This is a genomic window from Thermosulfuriphilus sp. (assembly GCF_054026695.1).
The window spans coordinates 1-23,305 of sequence record NZ_JBPMLP010000033.1 but is presented as its reverse complement, the minus strand read 5'-3'; the positions used below and the strand labels follow the sequence as shown (position 1 = coordinate 23,305).

Sequence of the window (23,305 nt, the reverse complement as noted above, 5' to 3'; positions counted from 1 at the left end):
TGCTCCTAGGAGAGCGGTATTTTCATTGAGGATAATAAAGACTGGAATATTCTCTAGAAAGGGGCGGAGACGCCCCTTGTCGATAAAGGCCTCCAGAAATGGTCCTTCCTTGAGGTAGGGGATAATCTTCGGGGCAATCCCTCCACCAAGGTAGATTCCCCCCCAGGCCAGAGTCCTCAAGGCCAAATTGCCAGCCTCTGCTCCAAAGGAGCGGAGGAATATTTGAAGGGCTTGGCGGCAAGTGGGGCTTTTAGGGACTGCTCTGACGATTTCTGGGGCCTTGGCCTGGGGTCTTTGATGGACAAAGGGATCATCAGGGGTAGGACCTTTGTCCAGGAGATACCGGTAGATGTTCTCTAAGCCCGGTCCAGAGATGATCCGCTCGAGGCTCACGTGGCCATAGATCTGGCGCAGATATTTATAGAGCCCCCATTCGAGATCATCTCCTGGGGGGAAGTCAGCATGGCCGGATTCTGTTGGAAGGGCTAAATAATCTCCCTTTTTAAGAGGAATGAGCACCGACTGGCCAAGTCCGGTCCCGGCAGCAATTATCCCTCGGGGGGACTCGGGCCGGGGTAGCCCTTCTTTTAAGGGTAGAAGGTCTTCTTCTGGAAGGACCAAAGTTCCGTAAGCAGTGGCTGCGAGATCGTTTATCAGGCTTACCCTTGAAAGCCCCAAGGCACTGGCCAACCTTGACTCCTCAAGATACCAGCCAAGGTTGACCATCTGGCAACGCCCTTCCAAGACAGGTCCAGCGACAGAAAAACAAGCCCTTTTAATAGGGAAATCCGGAGGCTGCTGTTTAAGATAGGTGAGCAAAAGTTCTTCAGCTGAAGAAAAGGCGGCATTTTCGTAAATCAAAAGCCCCCGGGGGGTAAAATCTCCGGGGGCAAAGGTGGCAATGGCCGTCTTTGTGCCGCCGATATCGGCTGCCAAGATCATTCTACTTGCCGCCTAAGGCCTCTCCTTTTTCGAATTTCTGATCATAAAGCTCGATGATCTTCCGAGTGATGTCAATCTTGTCAGAGGCGAAATAGACCCCGGGCATGTTCTTCTCGACTATCAGATCAAACCCTTCTTTTTGGGCGTAATCAAAAACAATGCCTCTAAGGTCTTTCATAATGGGCTCAAGGGCCTTTTGTTCGGCCTGGCGGATCTCAAATTCGGCATCTTCTCGCTTGGCTTTGTATTCGCGGAGCATCTTTTGATACTGCCGTTCCTTTTCCTGGCGGGCTTCAGGACTTAGAAGGGGTGCTTTTTTTTCCAGATCGTTTTTGAATCTTTTAAGTTCTTCTTCTTTGGCCTTAAGCTCCTTCTGGAGGGTGGCAAATTTTTGATTGAGTTTCTTTAGAGCCGATTGTCCGGCCTTTGATTCTTTGACCACCTTCTGCATCTGGATGACAGCAATTTTCTGAGCTGTCTGGGCATGGGCCCATTGGGCTAGAAGGAGCAAGGCAATGATAATTCCCAAAAGACGCAGAAGCTTCTTCATTGGTTCAAGGCCTCCAAGACATTTAGTTTATGATGACCAGGTCGACCCGGCGATTTTTGGCCCAGGCCTCTTCATTGTGTCGGGGATCAAGGGGCCGTTCCTCACCAAAACTTACCGTAATAAGCCTTTCAGGGGCGATTCCTCGATTAATTAGGTATTTCTTGACCGAAAGGGCCCGTTTCTCTCCCAGGGCCAGATTGTATTCTGTAGTCCCCCTCTCGTCACAGTTGCCCTGAAGCTCGACCACTACCTCTGGATGGTCCAGAAGGAAACGGGCATCTTCCTCCAAACGGGAGCGCATATCTGGTCGGATAGTATAGTCGTCGAAATCAAAGAAAATAGCCTTAAGTGGTGGGGTACTGCGTCCGTAGAGAAGATCCTTTTGTTCCGGAGAAAGGGTCTCTCTCTCCTTTGCCTGGCCAGAAAGTTGCTCTTCCTTCAGGTCAAGTCCAGGACGGGGCCTAACTTCTTGGCCCTTAAGGGTTGAGGGAGCGGTTTTTGCCGGAAGGGAGACATCAGAGACTCTAGCGGTTTCCTGGGGGATAGGCACCGGCTTTTTGGCACATCCCCAAAAGGCTACTCCCAAGGCCAATATCAACAGCCACATTAAAAACCATTTTCCGAAGGATTTCACCCCGACCTCCTGAAAACAAGCTGGCGCAAATCTAGCAAAACTCGATAAAAATGGCAATGCTTTGTATTGCCTCCCTGTAGATTCTCTTTTGGTCAATAGACAAAAAAAGACACCGCTGGTCGTTATTTGTCACTCCAGGACTGTTTAGGGCCTTATCTTTTCTGGCTTTAAGTCGAAATAAAATAGAGATGCCTGGATTTCTCCTAAAAATTTAGGGGGAATGTTTTTTGCTCTCAAAAAAGCTTGAACGGAGGGCTTGATGTCTAAGGGGCTAAGGGAAAAACCTCTTTTTAAAATTTTGTTTTCTTTGGCAGGCTTTAGCCTCCTTGAGGCCCTTCTGGTGCTCATCATAACCGCCATTGTGGCCGCCTTGGCCGTGCCTTCTCTGGGGCGCCTAAAGGAGGATTTTGCCCTTCAGGGGGCGATCAAGACCTTAGCTTCTGATTTTCAATACGCCCGGGTGGCCTCTTTAAGGCGTCAGGCAAGAGTTGTTATTTCTTTGGCGGATAATGCTAGCTCTTATCAGATTTTTGTTGATATTAATAATAATGGATCTAGAGACAATGGTGAGTCTATCTTGAAGACAGTTGTTCTACCTGCTGGGGTGTTTTTGTCTTCGGTATCCTTTTTTGGTTGCTCGTCTGGTCCCCAGTTTGTTAGGGGGCAGCCGTCATGTCTAGCTGGTGGTGGGAATGGTAGTCTAAGGCTAGTTTCATTATCAACTAACTCTTTTTATAAGCTTAAGCTTAGTCGTTCTGGTCGGGTGGTTATTTGTGATAAAAACACAGATTGCTAATCAAAAGGGTTTAACTCTTGTTGAGTTAATGGTTTCGCTGTTTATGTTTTCCCTTGTGGGGTTAGGTATTTTTACTGCCTTGAGGGGGCAATTGAAGGCTTCGTCTGTTGTTCATGATACGGCACTCCTTCAGCAGGATATTCGGGTGAGTCTTAACTCTCTTGTTAAGGAAATTAGAATGGCTGGCTATGATCCCTCGTCTTTAGCTTCTTGCGGTAATTGGATAGTTGCTGCTGATGCTAGTAGTCTTCAGATAAGAATGGATCTTAATGGAGATGGTGATTGCTCTGATTCTGGCGAAGATGTTACTTATGTATATAGTTCGGTTAGCGCTCGTCTTTCTAGGAATTTAGATCCTTTGATTGGTGGCGAAGGAACGATGGTTGATTGTTTTCGTTTTTCTTATGTTCTTTCTGATGGAACAAAAACAGATTCTCCGCTGCCTTCCGAGCTTTCTTCTATCCGTGTTATTAAAATACAGATGGTTGTTCGTTCATCTCAGCAAGATTCTTCCTACATTAATAGTGATGTTTATCCAATTTGTGGTCCTTTTAATGATAATTATCGACGTCGTTATCTAGAGGTTTCAGTTGTTCCAAGGAATTTGAATTAATGAAGCACGGAAATCTTTCTGTTTCCGGTTTTTCGGTTCTAGAGATTTTGGTAGCCATTGCTATTTTTTCTATTGGTATACTGGCTTTGGCTAATATGAATATTGTTTCTCTTCGGGGGGTAAAGACTTCTAAGGATCTTACTTCTGCTACGTTAGCCTCTCAGTCTCTTCTGGAGGAATATGTGTTTAGTAAGGATTTTGAGTTTTTGGATACTGTTTGTAGTGATGTCCCTTCTTCTTTTTCTTATGGTAGCATCACTTTTTCTGTCCAGTGTCGTTTGGTTTCTTACTCTGATGATTTGAAGCAGGTTTGGCTTATCTTGTATTGGGATAATAATCGTCTTCAGTTTTCTGTTTTTCGTGTTCGAGGTGATACTTAATGTGTATTAGTGGTGTTCGTGGCAATACACTTGTTTTGGCTTTGGTAGTTTTGTTGCTTCTTACTGCAGTGGTTATGTGGGCTAGTCGTGATGCTCTTGTAGAAATTTGGACTTCGATTGCTAATCGTGACTATTATCAGGATTTTTATGCAGCTGAAGCCGGGATTCGCCTTGGTCTTAATAAGGTTTCTGAAGGTCTATCTGGTCAGTGGGTTGCTGTTTTGCCTTCTACTAGTGGTCAAATTTCTGTCAATTATTCGGTTACGTATCAGGGCTGTTATGAGGGAACGGTTGCTTATCGATGTACTAATCCTTCTTCTGCATGTGAGGAGTATCTTGTCCGTAGTTGGACTGATAGTGGATACACGATTGAGGCTTATGCTCAGAGGGCGGTCTCTGAATGCCCTTGATTTTATTGAGGAGGTGTCTTTATGGGGGCCTATTTAAAGCCTTTTGTTTTTATTTTTGTCTTTTATTTTGCTTTTGTCCGTCCAGTATTTTCTCAAAATATTTGCGGTGAGCTCCCTATATATATGGGGACTTATTCTATTCCCGAGATTCTTTTTGTTGTTGACCTTTCGGGAAGTATGATTTTGGGTCCCCGACCAGATTATACTCCTTCTTATGATTCTGGTGTTACTTATTCTGGCTTTTATACTGATCAGGGTTTGGCTAATAAGGTTTTTAATCGTCAATATATTATTGAATCCAATCTTAGATATCATTTGCTTTATCAGTGCTTTGATGATCCCTCTCATATTGTTGTTAACACTTATGATAGTTCTAATCCAGAAAACTCTCAATGTCCTGTTGATTTGTGTAGTGGTGCCTTTCGGGATTCTTCTGGTAATGTTACTTCTGTTCTTAATCAGTATGGAATTGCTGATTGGAGTTGGCACAGGAATAATTTAGATCCCCCGACTATTACTCTAAATGGTGATGAAATCTATTTTATGTATCATTTTTGCGATCAAAGTTGTGCTATATTTTTTCCTGGTTTTTTTCAATTTTGTGATGAATTTGGAAGGCCTGCAGGTTACGAATCTGATACTTTGGTTCTTGGAAACTATCTTAATATGAGTCGAATTGAGGTGGCAACTCGAGTTATTAGGGAGTTAGTTACCGATTCTTCTCTTTCTACAGGAGTTGCCTTTTTTAAGGCTGATTTTCCTGATTCTCAATATTTTACTCGAATTTATGTAGGATGTGAGCCTTACAGTGAATCTCATCTGACGACTATCTATAATGCTCTTGATGCCATTGCCCATCAGAAGGTTTCTGACTCGGCCAACGTCTTTCGGGTGATGGTTGGCGGAGGGACTCCCTTTTCTCCTTCAATTGTGGCTGCTAAGGAGTATTTCGCTGGCAACATTGCCGATGAGCTTGGAAACACCTATTCTCCTCAGCCGTGCGGTAAAAAATTTGCCATTTTTCTCACTGATGGGCAGGGTAATATCGATTCTACAGAGATAAATGTGGAAACAAGGACTAGGGAACTCGTTCAGAGTGGGGTGACGGCTATTGCCGTTGGTTTCAATCTTCCCCCTGATCAAGATGCCCAACTTCGGGTAATGGCCAGGGTAGCCAATGAAGAGGCTGATGGTGTCAATACTTTTGCCCTTCACCGTGATAACGATAATGATGGGGTCCCTGATCCCTTTATCGCTCGCAATCCAGATGAACTGGCCGATATTCTCCGCTCGATCATCTACGAGATAAAGCAGACCGTGTTTAGGACCGGAAGTGGTACAGCCACTAAAACCAACTATGGCAATATCCAGATCTATACTGGGTTTGATGTCTCTGACTGGACTGGAGAAGTTAGGACCGGTCCCTATCGCTACAATTGCGCTAACTGCCATTCTCTTTCAAACGCTAGGGCTCTGGCTAGATGGTATCATTTTGAGGATGTAGATGGCGATGGGCATCTTGATGCCTACGATGAAGATATTAATGGTAATAACCAGCTTGATCCTGAAGAAGATATTGATGGGGATGGCAATCTCGATGTGGCCGAACAGATTGACGCTAACGATCTACGTAATTTTCTCCTTGATCAGGATGCCATTGCCGCTGCTATGGGTAGTGAGGCTCTTGTTGGCTATGATAGTAGCAAGGTAGATGACATTGTTAATCTTATTCTTGGTAATCTTGACGCCAGTCTTTGGTATGCTTCTGATACTGGCTGGACAACTAATACGACTCTCCCCTGTGGGGCTAGCCGTAACATCTATACTAAAGACGCCAATGGTAAGTTTGAGTTTACGGTAGCTAATCTTGACCGCCTAAATGCCCTTATATCTCCGGATACTTACGACCTTAGCCAAGAAGATGTGAATTTCATCCGAGGGGAATTGGCCTGTGGATCTACGGTCTCTGGCTACCGGACGAGGGAGCACCCCTTGGGTGATATCATCAATAGTCAGCCTAAAGTAGAAGATAACCGCATCTGGGTGGGAGCCAACGACGGGATGTTGCACGCCTTTGACCTCAACACCGGGGAGGAGGTTTTTGCTTATATCCCTTCGGCCGTCCTTCCCCGCTACAAAGAGCTGAACTACTTTTCGGGGACTTACTGCCACGATTACTTCCTCGATGGGACTCCTATTATTGAGGACCTGGGGAGTCAGAAAATCCTTGTCTGTGGGCTTGGCCGTGGTGGTAATCAATTCTTCGCTCTGGACGTGACTACCCCTACGGCTACAGGGATCACTCCTTTATGGGAATTTTCTGATCCTAATCTGGGGGAGACCTGGAATGAGGCCCGCATTGCTCATCTTGAGGACGACTCTTGGGTGGCCTTCCTCCCCTCAGGATATGCGGAAAATGATGCTGATTGGATCAATAAAGTCGCTTGGCTCTATGCTGTCGGAGCCACCAATGGAGCCTATAAATGGGGGGTTCAATTGGGAGTTGAGGGTGAGAACATGCTCACCACTCCTGTTGCCGTGGATTCTGACTTCAACGATCGGGCAGATCGTCTTTATGTGGGAGATATGAAGGGGCGAATCTGGAAGCTGGAGAGTCTGACCACTTCTCCAACCTCTCAAATCATTATAAATCTCGGTAGCAACCATCCGATTACAGCCCGTCCAGCTTACGCAATAGCTAACGACAAGGTCTGGATCTATTTCGGTACCGGAAAGTTTTGGGATTGGACCGACGGTCAGGATGGGACCGTCCAGTACATGGTCGGTCTGCGTGATGAGGGCATGGAACTAACCCTTACGGATTTAAACGTCAATCAGATTACTATTGTCGGCAATTATGCCATTATCTCTGGAAGTTGTGATACCACAAAGCCGGGCTGGGCCATCGAACTTCCTCGCACAGGGCCTGCTGGAGGGGCGGAGAGGATCCTCACGCCGCCCTTGGTCCTGGGTGGATACGTCTTTTTCGTGACCTTTATCCCTACCGGAGATCAGTGTAGTGGAACAGGCGAGGCTTGGCTTTTTGTTGTTCGTTATGATTCTGGTTGCATGACCCTTTATGACGGTCCGGTCTTTGATGTCAATAACGATGGGGCCATTGATGAAAATGATAAAATCCTGGTCAACGGGACTCCGGCCTACCCTGCTGGTCTCAAGATCGGTGAAGGGGTCCCTGTAGGGGAGCTGAACACCTTAGGGGATCTCATCATCCAGGCCACCACCGAGGGTAATCAACCCATCCTTACCTCTATTAAGGCCTGGTTTAAGAAGGGCTCTTGGCGAGATCTTGACTAAACTGATTCTAAGGAGGCCAGAATGTTAAGGAAACTAGGGCTCTTTCTTCTCCTTGGGGCCTTGTTCTGGGGGTGTCCTTCTGGGGGATTAGCCCAACCGACCAAGGGGCAGGAGACGGCTTGGCATCTTATTTTTGGAGATATTCCTGCTGACAACACCCAACAGATCTATGCCCTGGTAGAGAAACAGATCTTCGAAGGCCAAAGGCTTAAGGCAATAGTTGTCCAAATAGGCCCCAAACATCTAACTATTCCGGTCTCGAAAAAGGTGAAACTCTTCCAAGGAGGGATCAGGGGAGAAGGCTCTATGGTGAGATCAGGTAGCTGGCCTGATCTCACCCCGGGTACGATTCTTCGCATCCATTATCTGCCCCAGGACAATGGGCGCATTGTGGCCATTTATGTGGTGGGCCGTCAGACGGTAGAAGAGGAGAGGATTTGGCACAAAAAGCTCAGATAATCTATGGATTTCTTAGATGAGTTTGGCTAGGGCCTTGAGCCAGAAGGTATGGCCGGGAAGATCTAACTTGATGAGCGGAAGTTCTCCGAGAAGGGATTGACGGGCAACCTCAAGAAGGCTAGGGGCTTCTTCCTTGAGGGAGGCTAAGGCCAAAGTTGCCGCAGAAGCGGCCGAGGGGATGGCTCCATCATAGTCATCATGAACCAGGCAGGGTAGATCTTGGGCCTCGGAGAGATAAAAGCAACCATCTTTGAAAAAACGGCTGATCATTTCTTGGGAAAGTCTTTCCTTTAACTCTTTCTCCAGGGCTACTCCGACCTTTTCGGCCTCTAGGAGGGCAAGGATTATCCAGGCGTAGTCCTCAAGAAGACCCTGGGCCGTAATGGTTCCTTCGATTTGGCAGTGAAAAAGGGGCTCATTGAGGATAGAGGCCAAGATCTTCTGCCCTTGATCGGCAAAATCTCTTTCTCTGAAGAGCCTAGCGGCCCGAAAAAAGGCTTTGGCCATCATGGCATTCCAGGAGGTGATAACCTTGTTATCTATAGCTGGAGAGGGTCGCCTTTTGCGGGCGGCCAGAAGGCGGAGTTTGGCCTCGTCGAGGGCCTTGATTTGGGAGCGACTGAGTCCTAACTCTCTGATCAGCTGGGAAAGAGGAGCCCGGAGGAAGATAATATTGCGGCCGGTCCGGTATCCCTTTACCGGATCGAGGAAGTTGCCCTCTGTCTGGATGTTATAGACGCGGCAGAAAAGTTCCCCAAGCTCCCGTCCTAAGAGATCCCTTATCTCTTCTTTGGTCCAAAGATAATACCATCCTTCACGGCCTTGGGTTTCGGCATCTTGAGAGCTGGCCAGGGAGCCATCCTCTAAGGACAGTTCCCTTTCTACATAATCAAAGATTTCGCGAACCACCTGGGCATAAAAGGATTTCCCGGTCAGCTCATAGGCCTCAAGGTAGGCCAGGGAGATCAAAGCTTGGTCGTAGAGCATTTTTTCGAAGTGGGGGACGTGCCAAGCAGCATCTACACTGTAGCGATGAAACCCGTGGCCAAGGTGATCATAGATGCCTCCCAGACGCATAAAAAGAAGGGTCTTTTCTAACATCTCTAAGGCGATTGGCTGGGCCAGGCGTCTGTAGGCTTGGGCCAAAAAATATAGAACCGAAGGCATGGGGAATTTAGGGCTCCCTTTTAGGCCACCGTATCGCCAGTCAAAGGAGGCCTCTATGGCTTCAAGGGCTAGAGAGAATATATCCCGGCCAGGCAACTCCGAGGCCTTGGCCACTTCTGGCATTAAATCCTTAAGGATCTGTCTAGCCGAGGCCCGAAGGCGCTCTTTATCTTTCGTCCAGGCAGTGGCTACCGCCCGGAGGATCTCGGCAAAGCCGGGGCGGTTGCCGCTTCCGCGTTTGGGGAAGTATGTTCCAGCCATAAACGGCCACTTCTCAGGGGTAAGAAAGACCGAAAGAGGCCAGCCTGCGCCTCCGGTAAGTAGCAGGCAGGCCCTCATATAAAGGCTGTCGATATCCGGTCTTTCTTCACGGTCGACCTTAATAGGAATAAATTGCTCGTTTAGAAGAGCAGCGATTTCTTCGTCCTGAAAGCAATCCCGGTGCATTACTTGGCACCAGTGGCAGGCAGCATATCCAATGGATAAAAAGACCGGTTTGTCTTCCTGCAGAGCCTGATAAAAGGCCTCCTCAGTCCAAGGCCACCACCTGACAGGATCGTGGAGATGTCTCCGGAGATAAAGGCTTTTAGCCTTTTGAGAGAAAAGGTTAGACACGGGAGCCTCTGGGGTCAGGGGTGAGTCTGTGGCGGAGCTGATACTTAAAGCGGGCCTTTAGGTCTTCAGGGATAAGAAAGACTATAATTCCTGTGGCCTTCAACACATAAGGATAGAGGCGAGATTTAGAAAGAATATGCCCCCCTTGGGGGACAAAGGTAACCACCAGGAAAATAATCATGGCCGCCACTAAAGAGGCCTTTATGAAGCCGAGGGCGGCTCCTAGCACTCGGTCTAGCCAAGAGAGTTTGATCAGCTCTAAAGTCCTTCGGAGAAGGACTCCCAGGATAAAGATCGAGAGATAGACAATGATAAAGACGGTCAAAAAAGAAAGACCTTTTAGAAGGGGTTGGTTGGTTATCCATGGAGAGAGGATATTGGCTACCAGGGGATGGAAACGTCCGGCCAGAAATATTCCCAAAATGAGTCCCACTATGGAGGCCAGCTCTCGACTAAATCCATTAAAAAGGCTTTTGAGGAAGAAAAAAACAAAGATGGCTAGAAGTAGATAGTCAAACCAGCTCAGGCCGGATAAGAAGGTCTTTGCACCTTCCATTTTGTTCCCTCTCGTGTATCCTGAAGGACAACCCCCATCTGCTGGAGTCTATCCCGGATTTCGTCTGCCCGAGCAAAATCCCTTTGGCGCCGGGCAGCCTCCCTTTCGGCCACTAAGGCCTCAATTTCCTCTTGGTCTAACCCCAGTTGTTCAATCAGCCTTTTCCTTTCAGAGAGGAGATAGGCCTCAGGGTCTTCCTCAAGGATGCCCAGGATCTGGCTGATGGGTTTCTTGAGGCGCGAAAGCCCGCAGCGGGCTACCCTTTCATGCTCTCGCAAGGGATTTCTTCCGGCCAAGGTGAGGACTCGGTTAAGATGGGAGATACCCTCAAAGAGTAGGCCTACGACCTTGGCGGTGTTAAAGTCATCATCCATGGCCTGGGAGAGATTGTTTTCGAAGTCAGCAAAAAAGGATTCTATCTGACCTAGCTCCCGAAGCTGTTTGCGTTCGGGGGACTGGTCACTTACCGCCTTAAGGTCTATCACGGCCCGAAAGGTCTCATAGGCCCGTTCAAGGGCTGCCTGCCATTCGGCCATAATCTCGGGGCTAAAGTCAAGTGGGCTTCGGTAATGTTTGGAGAGAAGGAATATCCGAATTACTTCGGGATGATATTGGGAAAGGACGTCTCTGATGGTGACAAAGTTGCCCAGACTCTTGGACATCTTTTCTTCCTTGATGGTTACAAAACCGTTATGGATCCAGTAGCGGACAAAGGTCCGACCGGTAGCAGCCTCGCTTTGAGCAATCTCATTTTCATGATGAGGAAAGATAAGATCCATACCGCCGCCATGAATGTCAATGGTCTCGCCTAGATACTTCATAGCCATGGCCGAACACTCTATATGCCAGCCCGGTCGCCCTCGTCCCCAGGGGCTCTCCCAGGAGGGCTCTCCAGGTTTGGCTGCCTTCCAGAGGGCAAAATCAAGGGGATGGCGCTTCTTTTCTGAGATGGCCACTCGGGCTCCGGCCCGCATGTCTTCAAGGCTCCGGTGGGAAAGGGCTCCATATCGAGGGAAACTTTCCACGGCAAAGTAGACGTCTCCCCCAGCCTCATAGGCATAGCCGGCTTCGATCAATCGGGAAATAAGGGCAATGATCTCGGCGATGTGTTCAGTGGCCAAGGGCTCTACCGAGGGGGGAGACACCTTGAGGGCAGCCATGTCCTCGCGGAAGGCCTCAATAAAGCGTTTGGCCAACTCCAGAGGGGGCTCACCGGTCTCATTAGCCCGGTTGATGATCTTGTCATCTATGTCGGTGAAATTGCGTACATAGGTTACTTGATAGCCTCGATACTTGAGATAGCGGTAAATGACGTCAAAGACTACTGCTGAACGGGCATGACCGATATGGGCATAATCATAAGCGGTGATGCCACAGACATACATGCCCACCTGGGGAGGATTAACCGGTTCAAAGGATTCCTTTGTCCGAGAGAGTGAATTATAGATCAAAAGACCCATAGCTCTATTTTCTACCCTGAATTTTTCGGACTTAAAAGAGGAAGGTGTTCTTAAGGAGCAAAAATAAGGGGGGCAGCAAAGCCCCCCTTATTTTTTGAGGGGGTTAACCGATTTTTTTCAGGCGCCTGGCTATTGCCAGCATGATTCCGCGTCTGTCTGGAGCCTTGACGTTTTCCCAGGTCCTTTCCCGAGGGGCAAACTTTTCACGAAGGAGATGGAGATCCTTCTTTTTGCCGATGTAGTAGACATTGGGGCCGAGATTGACCTCTTTGGTGCTTAAACGCATGGCCCCTTTTTGGTGGATCAGCTTGTAGACCTCGGAGTTTTTATCGGCTAGGTCTCCAAAGATGCGGGCATCGGCAATGCAAGTCTTTACACAGGCTGGGGGTTCTCCGTGACGAATCCTCTCGAGGCAAAAGGTGCATTTATCTGCCTTGGGTTCATCTAGCTCCTCATTTAGGTAGCGGGCCCCGTAAGGACAGGCCTCCACACAGGCTCCACAACCGATGCATCGCTCCTTATCAATGAGGACGATCCCTGTAAAAGGTTCTTTATAGGTGGCCTTTACGGCCATTTTGGTGGTTTTCCCACTTCTAGGACAGTGAAACTCCTTTTCTTCTGGCTCTACTGGACAGACGGTGATACAGGCCGGGGCATCGCAGTGGTTACAGAGCCCGGGATAAAAGGTATAGGAGATCCCATAAGGTGTTTTTTCTGGTCCTAACCGTTTAAGCCAATTTCTCCGGTAGGGAACCGGGACCTGCCACTCTGCCCGACAGGCTAAAGCACAGGCGTGGCAGCCAACACAACGATCAAGATCAATGACCATGGCATATTGATGACTATTTTGAGCACTCATCTTTTACCTCCTAGGCCTTTCTAATCTCAAAGCGGGGAATCTCAGGCGGAAGCGGCCTGAGTTCAGGGATGTCGAGAGTTTTGCCGCCCTTGATGATCTTGACAAAGCTCGTTCGGTGGCTGGAAGAGCCCATAAAAGGGTCTTCTACGTAGTGGGTGATCAAAAACTGATCGCTGGCCCCTTTCTGATAGGCCTTGGTCAGTCGGGGAGAACGGCTTCCAAAACCATGGGCCACATAGATGGCATCGGGACGAATGCCTGGAGTAACCTTGGCCTTTATGGGATTTGATTTGTAACCGTCTTGATTTACCAGAACTACGGTGTCTCCGTTCTTGATTCCCAGTTTGGCGGCAACCTCATCGTTTATCCAGACATGATTCTCCGGCCATTCATTATGGAGCCAAAGATTGTTCATCGTTCGGCTGAAGGTGTGGACCGGCACCCGACCGTAGATCAGACGGGCATAGCCTTTGGGAGGGGCCGGAGTGGGTTCGAACTTGGGAACTGGATCAAAGTCTTCATCAGCAAAGGCCTCACAGTAAAGCTCGACTTTGCCGGATTCAGTGGCCAACTGAAGCCCTTTTTTCGGATCACGGTAGGGTCTTCCTGGGAAGGTTACTAGACCGCCTTTTTGTACCAATTTTTCTACCGAAAGCCCGATTTCTTTAAGTTGGCCATTGAGATAGGCGACTTCGTTTTCACAGGTAAAGAGCGAAAGGCCCAAGCGCCTGGCCAGTTGCTGGGCTATCCAGTAAGGGGATCGGGCCTCTCCCAAGGGTTCTACGGCCGGCTGGCGAAGGGTAATGAAAGGATGAAGCTCGTCGTTTTTGTAAACGTGATCATAACGCTCCAGATAGACGGCATCTGGAAGGATTATATCAGACCAGATGGCCGTCTCCGTGGGAAGCATTTCTACGGAGAAGATGAAGTCTAATTTCTTTATGGCTTCCATGGTCTGATATGGGTTGGGAATGGTCTGGAGAATGTTGACCCCGCAGACCCCCCAGAGTCTTATGGGGTAAGGCTTTCCGGTAAGAGTGGCCTTGATGATCTCATTAGTGGGGCTTCCGGGAAAGGGCTCGGCAAAAGGGAATTTTTCTTTAAGGGGTGTGTCGGATTCACCGGCTTCTTCGTGACCAATAAGGCATTCGGCTTCCCCAATGGGGATGGGGGTGGGGAAATATATCCCTCCGGGAACCCCGATAGATCCGAAAAGGGCAGCCAGGATGGCCAAACAACGATGACGCTGAACATCTCCTCGGCCATACCAGGTGGAATGACGTCCGGGATAGATGACGACCTGAGGCCGGGCCGCAGCCAGGATTTCTATAGCTGTTTTAATATCTTTTTCATCTAGGTCACATATTCTGGCGGCCCACTTAAGGTTGTAGCCTTTGACAGCCTCCTTAAGCTTCTCAAAACCATGGCAGTTCTTCTTGACAAAGTCCTCATCGTAGAGGTTGTTCTGGATGACATAATTTATCCAGGCCAGAAGCAGGGCCGTATCTGTTCCTGGGCGTATAGGGAGCCAGAGGTCAGCCTTTCCGGCTGGGGCCGAAAAACGCGGATCAACCACAATCAATTTGGCCCCTCGGGCTAATCCCTCGATGTATTCTCTTATGTGGGAGACGTGGAGATTCTCTCCGAGGTGACTGCCCACCAAGAGCATAGCCTTGGTGTGGCTCATATCAACGTACTGTCTGGTTCCTGAGACCACATAGCCGAGAGTTGTCAGATAGGCCACAGCCACTGGGCCGACACACTGGAAGAAGGCTGGCTCATTGGAGTAATTTTCTGTCCCCAAGGTCTTGAATATCTCGCGGAAATACTCTGCTGAGGCCCCATGGTCAAAGAAGGCCAGGGCATGAGGGCCATATTTGTCTCTGATCTTTTTGATGTTATGGGCGACTTCATCAAGGGCCTCATCCCAGGATATACGGGTCCATTTGCCTTCTCCCCTGGCTCCCACTCTCTTAAGGGGGTATTTGACCCGGTCTGGATCGTAGAGGAGCTGGATGCCGGAGTTGCCCCGTGCACAGACTCGAGGACCATTGGCCGGGCTCAGGGGATTGCCCTCTATCTTGACCACCTTGCCCCCTTTGACCTTAACTACGATAGGACAACGCCAGAAGCACATCTCACAGACGGAGGTTACCTCTTTGGCCCCTAAGCTTCCCGGAAGCCCCTCCTTGCTTTCGGCCCAAGCCTTAGAGGGGCGAAAAAGGCCCCTGGTTTTGAACTCCATGGCTGCTAGGGCCGCGCAACTGGCCGCTGACAGCTTAAGAAAATGCCTCCTTTTCATGGGAAACCTCCTCAGAGAGTTTTTGAAGGACCTCCCCAGTGAGCCGAGCCAGAAAGCCAAAGTAGGGGTGAGGCTCGGCTGCCAGGAGTCGTTTCAGGAAGGCCGGGTACCATCTGAGGAGATGCTTGTGGAGGAAGTCATCCAGAAGCGGCCCGCTCTCCTCTTCAAGTAACCGGCCCACAAAGGCAAGTTCAAAGGCCAGATGGTCAGCAGGCTCTCCTGCCCCTTCCACTTCAAGGCCAGCCTGTCTATAAAAAGAAAGGGCTTCATCGTGAGGCCTCTGAAAGAGGAGACCTTCGGGAGAAAGATAAACGGAGGCATAAGGGGGGGCTTCAGCCCCAAAGGGAGCACTGATAAAAAGCCTGGTATATTCTGCTCTGAGCTGCTCTTTGTCTAGACCATTTAAGGAGGGGATGCTGAGGTCCAGATCCTGGGCCACAGAAGAGAGTATCTCCCAGATTTCAGATCTCCCTGGATCTGCTGGCGGGTAAGAAAAGCATTCTGACAAGAGATAGAATAATCGAAACACAAAACGTAAATATAGGTTTAAGTAATCATTGTCAAATTGAAAAAGGCAATAATTTTAAGGTTAATAATGATGATGGGCAGTCATGAGGCTGATTTTAGGGGCTAAAATGCTAATTTTTGGTTAAAATTTTGCGTTAAAGCCTTTTATCTCCTTAATTGGAGTTATTTTTTATTTATTGGTAGTTTTGGCCCTTTAGTTGGTTATTCCCTTCTATTTTTAGATGGAAGGAGGACGGACGTGGAATTCTATCTCATTTTGGCAGCGATTATTGCTGTGGCCATCGCCCTTTTTGCCATCCAAAACGCCTCTCCCGTGGTGGTCAGTTTTCTTTTTTGGCGTTTTGAGAGCTCATTGGCGGTGGTTATCATCTTGGCCATTACCGCCGGTATTGCCATCACTTGGCTTATTACCATTCCCTCTCGCATTCGGCGGCGACGAGAGCTTTCGGAGAGGAACAAAAGGGTCGAGGAACTGGAGCGTCGCCTCCGGGAGCTAGAGGAACTCCTGGCCAAAAGGGCTGAGACTCCCTCTTCAGACCTCTAGCCCTTCCATCGCTCCGACAATCTCGGCGATGATTCTGTCTACAACCTCAAGAGGATCCGGGGCTCGACGGATGGGCCGGCCGATTACCAAGTAATCAGCCCCAGAGGCTATGGCCTCGGTCGGGGTGGCTACCCGGACCTGATCATCCTGGCCAGCCCACTCCGGCCTTACCCCGGGGACAACAGTAATCAGGCGGGGGAAGGCTTCCTTAATGGCCAGGACTTCTTTGGGTGAACAGACTACTCCATGGCAGCCAGAGATTCGGGCCAGGGCGGCTAGCTTGAGGGTGAGTTCCTTGATGTCTCGAATTAATTCGGCCGAAAGGCCGACTTCCATAAGGTCGGCCCGAGTAAGAGAAGTAAGGACGGTGACTACCAGAATTTTAAGCCCCCCTTCGGCCGCAGAAGCCGCTGCTCTGAGAGCCATCCTTCCGGCCTGACCATGGACGGTGAGCATGTCAACACCTAGGTTGACGGCTTGGCGGACAGCTCGCTCTATGGTGGCCGGAATGTCATGGAACTTGAGATCTAGAAAGATTCGGGCCCCGCTTTCTTCCCTTATGATCTTGATTATCTCCGGGCCCTCGGCGCAGAAGAGCTCAAGGCCTACCTTGAAGACTCCCACTCGACCGGCCAGAAGTCGTACCCAGGAGATGGCCTCAGTTCGACTCGAGACATCCAGGGGAAAGATCAAGCGTTTGATGGCTTCTTTCTCTCTCACCTCTGACTCCTTGAAAGTCGTATCCTTTAAGGTAAGGTAGCTAGCATCATAATATATGGAGGCCAGAAATGTATTCCCGGATGTTGGTTTTACATTTCCCGGCAGAGATAGTCGATAAACCCATCGTTTGCAATCTGGTCAAGGACTTTGATCTTCGTTTCAATATCCTCAAAGCAACCATCCTACCTGGCAAAGAAGGGATTATGGTTATGGAACTCTCTGGCCACCCCAAGAATTTCTCTAAGGGTCTTAAATATCTCCGGGATCAAGGCGTGGAGATCAAGACCATCGGCCAGGAGATCCGCCGCAATGAGGAACGTTGTATGCAATGTGGTTTATGTACGGCTGTCTGTCCTACCCAGGCCCTTTATATCAAGCGTCCGGAGATGGAGGTCCTCTTTTCTTCGGAAAAGTGTAGCGGCTGTGAGCTGTGTATTGCCGTCTGTCCCCCGCGGGCCATGGAGATAAGGAGACAGGCCCAGATTACCATCTAGATGCGTATTGCTGTTGCCCTCTCTGGCGGGGTTGATAGCTCAACGGCGGCCTATCTCCTCAAGATGGCCGGCCATGAGGTCTTTGGCCTCTTTCTCCTCCTGGCCCAGGCCCATCCAGAAAAGGAGGTGGCCAGGCTCAAGCAGATCACCAAACACCTGGGCATAGAACTTAAGGTTATTGATCTGCGCCGGGAGTTTGCCTCTAAGGTAGTGACCTATTTCCGTCAGGCCTATCTTGAAGGTAAGACTCCTAACCCTTGTGTGGTCTGCAACCAGAGGATCAAGTTCGGAGCCATGCTTGAGGCCGCCCGTAGGCTTGGGGCCGAACGCTTGGCAACCGGCCATTACGTAAGGCTTTCTCTGGAGAGAGAAAGTAGCTGTCTTTACATTCGCAAGGGGCGGGATCCCCGCAAGGATCAGTCGTATTTTCTCTGCCTCCTTGATCAGGATCAGTTAAATTCTCTTCTTTTCCCCTTAGGGGGCTACACCAAAGACGAGGTGATAAAGATTGCCAGCCAGGCCGGCTACTTTGGCTTTACTTCTCCAGAGAGCCAAGAAGTCTGCTTCATACAAGGAGATTATCGGAAGCTTTTTCCTGAAGAGCTGGTCAGTCCAGGTCCTATTGTGACTACTGATGGTCGGCAGGTAGGGATTCACCGAGGTCTCTTTAATTATACAGTAGGACAACGGCGGGGTCTGGGCCTTCGCTTAGGGCGTCCCTACTATGTGGTTTTTCTTGATACCTCTAGAAACCGTCTGATTGTGGGCCCCAAAAAGGACCTTTATCGTCAAGAGTTCTTTGTCTTAAGGCCTCATTTTGTTTGCCCAGAAAAAATTTCCTTCCCCCTCAGGGCCCGGGTTCGGATACGCTATCGTCATACCGAAGCCCCAGCCCGGATAGATAGAATTGGAGACAGGCTTCGGGTCATCTTTGATTCCCCCCAACGGGCCGTGACCCCGGGACAGTTTGCCGTCTTTTATCGGGATGATATTGTCCTCGGTGGAGGTGAGATCTTTCTCGGATGAAGGTCGCCTTAGTCACCTTGGGTTGCAAGGTAAATCAGGTGGAATCGGCCTCCCTGCTTGAGGCCTTTGAGGCCCAGGGGGCCTCTATTGTCCCCTTTGGGGAGAAGGCTGATCTTTACGTGGTCAATACCTGTGCAGTTACAGCCAAGGCGGCCTATCAATCTCGCCAGCTTATTCGTCGGGCCCAGCGCCAGTCACCTCAGGCTCGGGTAATCGCCACCGGCTGCTACGTCCAGGTAGCTCCTTTTGAGATTGTTGAGCGCTCCTTGGGCTCCATCTGCTTGATAGGCAACGACCAGAAAGCCCGTTTGGTAGAGCTTGCCCTTAATGGGGACGACTGTCTTGAGATCTACGTAGGGGACATCCGTCGGGTAAAAAAGATTGCTCCTTTTTTTGTTCGGCGCCTCCGGGGGCGGACTCGGGCCTTTCTCCGGGTCCAGGATGGTTGTAGTGCCTTTTGTAGTTATTGCATTGTCCCTTACAGCCGGGGGCCTTCCCGAAGCCTCCCTTTGGAGGAGGTAAAGGGGCAAGTCAAGGCCTTCGTCGAGGAGGGCTATCGGGAAATCGTGGTCACGGGTATCCATCTGGGCCATTACGGAAAAGACCTTACTCCTCCTCTTAATCTGGTAACCCTTCTTAGTGAGATTGAGTCCCTTGGGCCAGAAAGAATCAGACTTTCTTCCCTGGAGGTAGGAGAGGTCGATGATGGATTTCTTCGCTGGGCTCAGTCTTCAGAGAGACTCTGTCCCCACTTCCATATTCCCCTTCAAAGTGGGGCCGACGAGATTCTTGAAGCCATGAATAGGCACTACCGGGCCCGGGAATACCTTGAAAGGCTTAATCTCCTTCGGGCCCTCTTTCCACAGGCAGCCTTGGGGGCCGACGTTATGGTTGGTTTCCCGGGGGAGACAGAAGAGGCCTTTTCTCAGACTTATCGACTCATAGAAGAAAGCCCCCTTACCTATCTTCATGTTTTTCCCTTTTCGCCCCGTCCCGGGACCTTGGCTGAGGCCTTGCCTGGTCGGATATCTCCGGTAGTCGTCGCCCAGCGTTTAAAGCTCCTTCGAGCCCTTTCTCAGCGGAAGCGCAAAAGCTTCTATCAGGGGCAACTGGGCCGGGTTCTTTCAGTCTTAGTGGAGGGAATAGATCGGGCCACCGGGCTCCTTAAAGGCACCTCGGAGAATTATCTTCCAGTCCTCCTTGATGGAGAGGCCTCGGTGGGAGAGATTGTCCCGGTGAGGATAGAAAGAATTATTGATGACAAAGTCTTTGGGATTCCTCTTTAGAGCCTTCTTGGGATTTGAGGGGCTTGAGAAGGGAGAGGATCTTTTCAAGCCGGAAGGGTTTTTGGAGAAAATGAACCCGCTCTCCTAAACTAGGAAGGTCGGCCCCGTGATTATAGCCACTCATAGCCACAATGGTAGCCTTGGGGAAACGGACGAGTGCTTCTTCAATGAGCCGAAGCCCACTTATTCGGGGCATGACCAGATCAAAAATAAGTACATCATATGAGACCCCGGGCCGTTTAAGAAACTCTAGGGCCTCATGACCATCAGAGGCCACCTTTACTTTAAAGCCCCTAAGGCTTAAGGCCTCCTCCAGAAGCTCCCTTATGGAATCGTCATCTTCGGCCACCAGTACCCGAAGTGTTCTTCTCGGCCCCTCTTTCTCTTCGCTGGCCGGGAAGGTCATCCGGAAGGTGGTTCCCTCTTGAGGAAGGCTTCGGACCTCTATGTCACCCTTTAAGGCCTTGATCAAAAAATAGACCATAGAGAGTCCCAGGCCCGTACCCTTGTCTTCCTTTTTGGTGGTAAAGAAAGGTTCAAAGATTCGCTCCTGGATCTCCGGGGGGATTCCCAAACCGGTGTCGCTGATCTCCATGATGACCCGCTTCCCCTCAGAGAAGGTTTTAATAGAGAGGCTCCCTCCCTGGGGCATGGCATCCCGGGCGTTAATGACCAGGTTGAGGATAATCTGCTCAAGGGCTGTGGGATCGTAGCGGACTGGGGGAAGATCCGGGCTTAGGTCGGTTTTGAGGATAATGTCTTCTCCTAAAAGATGGCGGACAAGGTCAAGGGTGCGGTTTATCTCTTGATTGATGTTTCCCGGTCTAGGCTCCAGGATCTGTCCTTGGCCCAAGGTGAGCAATTTGTTGGTCAGTTCCACCCCTTGCCCCAGACGCTTAAGGACTTTTTGGAGCCGCTCTGAGGTCTTACCTGAGGGAAGTTCCAGAAGGGCCATCTCTATCTGGCCCATGGCCGCCATAAGGAGGTTGTTGAAGTTGTGGGCAATGCCGCCGGCCAGTCGGGCTACGGCTTCCATCTTTTGGGCCCGACGCAACTGGCTCTCGACCTCTTTGAGCCTGGAGATGTCCCTTAAGACACAGACGACAATTTTCTGACCTTCATAGTCGGCCGGATAGAGCCAGACGTCAAAGTGACCCTGGCTGACGTTAATCTCCAGACGCACCGGGCCCTGGTGAAGCACTTCTTCCAAAGGGCAGAAACGGCAGACCTCTTTTTGACTGAAGAGATATTGATAACAGAGACGACCCTCAGGGGGGCCGTAAAGGGCTTCAGCCTTTTCATTTACAAAGAGAATCTCTCTTTTGTGGTTGATACCAATAATGATATCCGGAAGGGACCGGAAAAGACTGCATATTCCAGAGCAGGAATTATTCCCCATAACCAAGCCCTTAAAGAGACAATTTAGAAGAAAAAATCCCGATTTTGACAAGTGATTGCCAAATAAGGCCGAAAGACTTCCCCCTCAAAGGACTAAAACAGCTGATCTCTTGCCATAAATCAAAAAAACAATACCTGTCAATTGGACAAAGACCGTAGGTGTTTATTCCTAGGTATTTATCCTAGGAACATAATCTTAAGTAAAGATGGGCAGTTGGTCGGGGGATATTCTTATCTCCAACCGGATAGAGAAAGGCTTGTTTAAAAGCGGAGGAAGGGCGTTTTTTATATCGACTTTAAGGGTCTGCAAGGGGAATAATTTTTGGGCTGGCCAGAAATTCTCCTTTAGAAATATCTTTTCCTTATGATAAAAAGGCCGGGCAGCGGATCTGTTGACGTGGCTTCTAATGGCTCTGAGGTTATGACTGTCTGGGGAGGCCAGAGTCCGGTTATAGGCTTTTGAGGCTTGGTCCTTTAGAAACCAGGAGGGCATCTATTTTGGTGAACCCATTAAATAAATGAGAACGTGTCTTTGGAAGCTTTTTCTATTAAAAATCTTTCTATTAAGGAGAGAATGGCTTGAGTGCCTGTGGCCCGGGCAGGTCCTGAACAACATCCATTATCGATATTTAAACGAAAACTTTATTTTAACCCCTTGAAATAATTAATTAAACCCTTGCCTTTGGGCGTTTTTTCTTTAAAATAACCTCGAATTTGTCCAAAATAAAAATAATCGTGGGGATGAGTGGGGGAGCTTAAGATCTAACCAGGATCTCATAGAAAAGGGTAGATTATTCTATTTTTCTTATCTTTTAATAAGGGGTATGAGAATGAGGGAAATAATATTTGGACGCAGTAAAATTTCAACAGAGGGTCCTTGTTATGTTATTGCGGAAATTGGACATAATCATCAAGGGAATTTAGATACTGCTTTACAGATGATTGAAGTGGCTGCACGCTGTGGAGTTCAGGCTGTGAAGTTTCAAAAACGAGATAATAAATCTCTTTTTACCAAAAAATTTTATAATAAGCCCTATGAGAATGAAAATAGTTATGGTTCAACATATGGTGAACATAGAGAGTTTTTAGAGTTTGGTATGGAAGAGTATAAAATTCTGAAAAGAGTAGCCGAAGAAAATGGTCTAGAATTTATGGCCACAGCCTTTGATTTTAAAAGTGTAGATTTTCTTGAAAATCTGGGTGTGACTAGCTATAAGGTAGCATCTGGAGATCTAACAAATATACCCCTTTTAACTTATATAGCCAAACTGAAGAAACCCATGTTTATTTCTACGGGCGCTGCTACCTTGGATGAGATAAGAATGGCATATGATGCCGTTATTAAACATAACGATCAGATCTGCTTGTTACATTGTATTGCTGGTTATCCGGTTGATTATGAGTACCTTAATTTAAGGTTTATTGAAACTCTAAGGAGGGAGTTTCCTTAGGCCATTATAGGTTATTCAGGGCATGATAACGGTATTTTGGCGGCTGTGATTGCCTACATGTTAGGTGCTACTGTTGTGGAAAAACATTTTACTTTGAATCGAGCTTGGAAGGGTACTGATCATAAGTTTTCTTTGGAGCCAGAAGGTCTAAGAAAACAAGTTAGAGATTTGCGTAGAGTTGATCTTGCGTTGGGTACGGGAGAAAAAATTATTCATGATTTTGAGTGGGATGCTAGAAAGAAGATGGGTAAGGGTATTTATGCCTCCCGTTATTTGCCAGCTGGCAAAATTATTACTTGGGATGATTTAGTGTTTAAGAGTCCGGCCAATGGTACGCCTCCTTATTTAGTGGATAAAATTTTGGGAAAAAGGTTGAAAGTCGATCTTTCGGAAGAGTCTTCTATTTCACTAGACATTTTAGAATGATTTCTTCTCAGCTTTGATTCTTGATCATTATTTTCTTATTGATTGAATGCTTTGACCTTTTTAATTCCAAAATGGCTGGCTATAAGCAAAAAATATATAAATCATATGTTAGTTTCCGTGATTCGTCTGATTTTCTCCTCTCTTTTCGGATTTTGCAGTTTAGGTCGCACTTCTATGAAAAACATTTCGGTCTCTTTTTGGCTCCTACTAAGGATGTTAATATCATTGATTTAGATTGTGGTAATGGTTCTCTTTTGTGGTGGTTGCGTTCTTTGGGGTGTCGCCATGTTTATGGTGTTAATATTAGTCAGGAGCAAATAACTAATGCTCGTGCTTTTGCTATTCAATCTATCGACAATGTGATGTCCTCTCTT

The 23,305-nt window shown here is 48.5% G+C and carries 22 protein-coding genes and 2 pseudogenes; 13 read left to right on the top strand and 11 right to left on the bottom strand.

The genetic code is table 11. From position 1 onward, the window contains the following. The 3 genes from glk to pal form a co-directional block, all read right to left on the bottom strand. The coding region (gene glk / locus ACXJJX_RS05185) for a glucokinase (protein WP_456432861.1) at positions 1 to 942 on the bottom strand (942 nt) is incomplete at its 3' end. A 1-nt stretch (position 943) separates the two neighbouring features. Beyond that, on the bottom strand, positions 944 to 1,492 hold the full coding sequence (locus tag ACXJJX_RS05180; RefSeq protein ID WP_456432859.1) for an OmpH/Skp family outer membrane protein: 549 nt from the start codon (positions 1,490 to 1,492) through the stop codon (positions 944 to 946). 22 nt (positions 1,493 to 1,514) lie between these two features. After that, positions 1,515 to 2,126: a peptidoglycan-associated lipoprotein Pal gene (gene pal, locus ACXJJX_RS05175; RefSeq protein WP_456432857.1), complete on the bottom strand. Its 612-nt coding sequence runs from the start codon at positions 2,124 to 2,126 to the stop codon at positions 1,515 to 1,517. A 259-nt stretch (positions 2,127 to 2,385) separates the two neighbouring features. On the opposite strand from pal, the gene ACXJJX_RS05170 reads away from it, so the two are divergent. Genes ACXJJX_RS05170 through ACXJJX_RS05145 form a run of 6 tightly spaced genes read left to right on the top strand, consistent with a single transcriptional unit; the run spans position 2,386 to position 8,099 of the window. Further along, entirely contained in the window at positions 2,386 to 2,922 is a 537-nt protein-coding gene (locus tag ACXJJX_RS05170) for a GspH/FimT family pseudopilin (RefSeq protein ID WP_456432855.1), read from the top strand. Continuing rightward, on the top strand, positions 2,900 to 3,535 hold the full coding sequence (locus ACXJJX_RS05165; RefSeq protein ID WP_456432853.1) for a PilW family protein: 636 nt from the start codon (positions 2,900 to 2,902) through the stop codon (positions 3,533 to 3,535). The genes ACXJJX_RS05170 and ACXJJX_RS05165 overlap by 23 nt, the downstream gene beginning before the upstream one ends. Further along, a complete protein-coding gene (locus ACXJJX_RS05160; RefSeq protein WP_456432851.1) occupies positions 3,535 to 3,915 on the top strand; it encodes a type IV pilus modification PilV family protein in 381 nt (126 codons plus the stop codon). Before ACXJJX_RS05165 ends, ACXJJX_RS05160 begins: the two co-directional genes overlap by 1 nt. After that, positions 3,915 to 4,325 (top strand): PilX N-terminal domain-containing pilus assembly protein, encoded by a 411-nt coding sequence (locus ACXJJX_RS05155; RefSeq protein ID WP_456432838.1) that lies wholly within the window; start codon positions 3,915 to 3,917, stop codon positions 4,323 to 4,325. Before ACXJJX_RS05160 ends, ACXJJX_RS05155 begins: the two co-directional genes overlap by 1 nt. A 21-nt stretch (positions 4,326 to 4,346) precedes the next feature. Then, on the top strand, positions 4,347 to 7,640 hold the full coding sequence (locus ACXJJX_RS05150; RefSeq protein WP_456432836.1) for a PilC/PilY family type IV pilus protein: 3,294 nt from the start codon (positions 4,347 to 4,349) through the stop codon (positions 7,638 to 7,640). Between the two features lie 21 nt (positions 7,641 to 7,661). Further along, on the top strand, positions 7,662 to 8,099 hold the full coding sequence (locus ACXJJX_RS05145; protein WP_456432834.1) for a hypothetical protein: 438 nt from the start codon (positions 7,662 to 7,664) through the stop codon (positions 8,097 to 8,099). 12 nt (positions 8,100 to 8,111) lie between these two features. Here ACXJJX_RS05145 and ACXJJX_RS05140 read toward each other — a convergent pair whose 3' ends face one another. From ACXJJX_RS05140 to ACXJJX_RS05115, 6 genes are all read right to left on the bottom strand, one after another. Then, positions 8,112 to 9,881, bottom strand: coding sequence for a thioredoxin domain-containing protein (locus tag ACXJJX_RS05140; protein WP_456432832.1), 1,770 nt, complete (start codon positions 9,879 to 9,881; stop codon positions 8,112 to 8,114). Next, positions 9,874 to 10,437, bottom strand: coding sequence for a CvpA family protein (locus ACXJJX_RS05135; RefSeq protein ID WP_456432830.1), 564 nt, complete (start codon positions 10,435 to 10,437; stop codon positions 9,874 to 9,876). Before ACXJJX_RS05135 ends, ACXJJX_RS05140 begins: the two co-directional genes overlap by 8 nt. Further along, entirely contained in the window at positions 10,404 to 11,897 is a 1,494-nt protein-coding gene (cysS, locus tag ACXJJX_RS05130) for a cysteine--tRNA ligase (protein WP_456432828.1), read from the bottom strand. Before cysS ends, ACXJJX_RS05135 begins: the two co-directional genes overlap by 34 nt. 103 nt (positions 11,898 to 12,000) lie before the next feature. Further along, positions 12,001 to 12,756 carry a 4Fe-4S dicluster domain-containing protein gene (locus tag ACXJJX_RS05125; protein WP_456432826.1) on the bottom strand — a complete coding sequence of 252 codons (756 nt, stop codon included), beginning with the start codon at positions 12,754 to 12,756 and terminating at the stop codon, positions 12,001 to 12,003. A gap of 10 nt (positions 12,757 to 12,766) precedes the next feature. Continuing rightward, entirely contained in the window at positions 12,767 to 15,058 is a 2,292-nt protein-coding gene (locus tag ACXJJX_RS05120; protein WP_456432824.1) for a molybdopterin-containing oxidoreductase family protein, read from the bottom strand. Beyond that, on the bottom strand, positions 15,036 to 15,497 hold the full coding sequence (locus ACXJJX_RS05115) for a TorD/DmsD family molecular chaperone (protein WP_456432822.1): 462 nt from the start codon (positions 15,495 to 15,497) through the stop codon (positions 15,036 to 15,038). The genes ACXJJX_RS05120 and ACXJJX_RS05115 overlap by 23 nt, the downstream gene beginning before the upstream one ends. A gap of 327 nt (positions 15,498 to 15,824) precedes the next feature. Between ACXJJX_RS05115 and ACXJJX_RS05110 the strand changes: the two genes are divergently transcribed. Next, a complete protein-coding gene (locus tag ACXJJX_RS05110) occupies positions 15,825 to 16,130 on the top strand; it encodes a LapA family protein (RefSeq protein ID WP_456432820.1) in 306 nt (101 codons plus the stop codon). Here ACXJJX_RS05110 and pyrF read toward each other — a convergent pair. Further along, positions 16,119 to 16,850 (bottom strand): orotidine-5'-phosphate decarboxylase, encoded by a 732-nt coding sequence (pyrF, locus tag ACXJJX_RS05105; protein WP_456432818.1) that lies wholly within the window; start codon positions 16,848 to 16,850, stop codon positions 16,119 to 16,121. The two genes, ACXJJX_RS05110 and pyrF, sit on opposite strands and share 12 nt — an antisense overlap. Positions 16,851 to 16,918: 68 nt before the next feature. Here pyrF and ACXJJX_RS05100 point away from each other — a divergent pair, with 68 nt between their 5' ends. The 3 genes from ACXJJX_RS05100 to mtaB are packed head-to-tail and all read left to right on the top strand — an operon-like array spanning position 16,919 to position 19,656. Then, a complete protein-coding gene (locus ACXJJX_RS05100) occupies positions 16,919 to 17,344 on the top strand; it encodes an NIL domain-containing protein (protein WP_456432816.1) in 426 nt (141 codons plus the stop codon). Then, positions 17,345 to 18,370 (top strand): tRNA 2-thiouridine(34) synthase MnmA, encoded by a 1,026-nt coding sequence (gene mnmA, locus ACXJJX_RS05095; protein WP_456432814.1) that lies wholly within the window; start codon positions 17,345 to 17,347, stop codon positions 18,368 to 18,370. Beyond that, positions 18,367 to 19,656: a tRNA (N(6)-L-threonylcarbamoyladenosine(37)-C(2))-methylthiotransferase MtaB gene (gene mtaB, locus ACXJJX_RS05090; RefSeq protein ID WP_456432812.1), complete on the top strand. Its 1,290-nt coding sequence runs from the start codon at positions 18,367 to 18,369 to the stop codon at positions 19,654 to 19,656. The genes mnmA and mtaB overlap by 4 nt, the downstream gene beginning before the upstream one ends. On the opposite strand, the gene ACXJJX_RS05085 is transcribed toward mtaB, so the two are convergent. Further along, positions 19,622 to 21,055, bottom strand: a complete 1,434-nt coding sequence (locus tag ACXJJX_RS05085) for a hybrid sensor histidine kinase/response regulator (protein ID WP_456432810.1) — start codon at positions 21,053 to 21,055, stop codon at positions 19,622 to 19,624. The two genes, mtaB and ACXJJX_RS05085, sit on opposite strands and share 35 nt — an antisense overlap. 823 nt (positions 21,056 to 21,878) lie before the next feature. Between ACXJJX_RS05085 and ACXJJX_RS05080 the strand changes: the two are divergent. The 3 genes and pseudogenes from ACXJJX_RS05080 to ACXJJX_RS05070 all read left to right on the top strand — a co-directional run. Then, positions 21,879 to 22,700 (top strand): annotated as a pseudogene (locus ACXJJX_RS05080) (N-acetylneuraminate synthase family protein); the annotation flags it as partial. Positions 22,701 to 22,748: 48 nt separating this feature from the next. Beyond that, positions 22,749 to 22,931: an SAF domain-containing protein gene (locus ACXJJX_RS05075; RefSeq protein ID WP_456432863.1), complete on the top strand. Its 183-nt coding sequence runs from the start codon at positions 22,749 to 22,751 to the stop codon at positions 22,929 to 22,931. Between the two features lie 71 nt (positions 22,932 to 23,002). After that, positions 23,003 to 23,305, top strand: a pseudogene (locus ACXJJX_RS05070) (hypothetical protein); the annotation flags it as partial.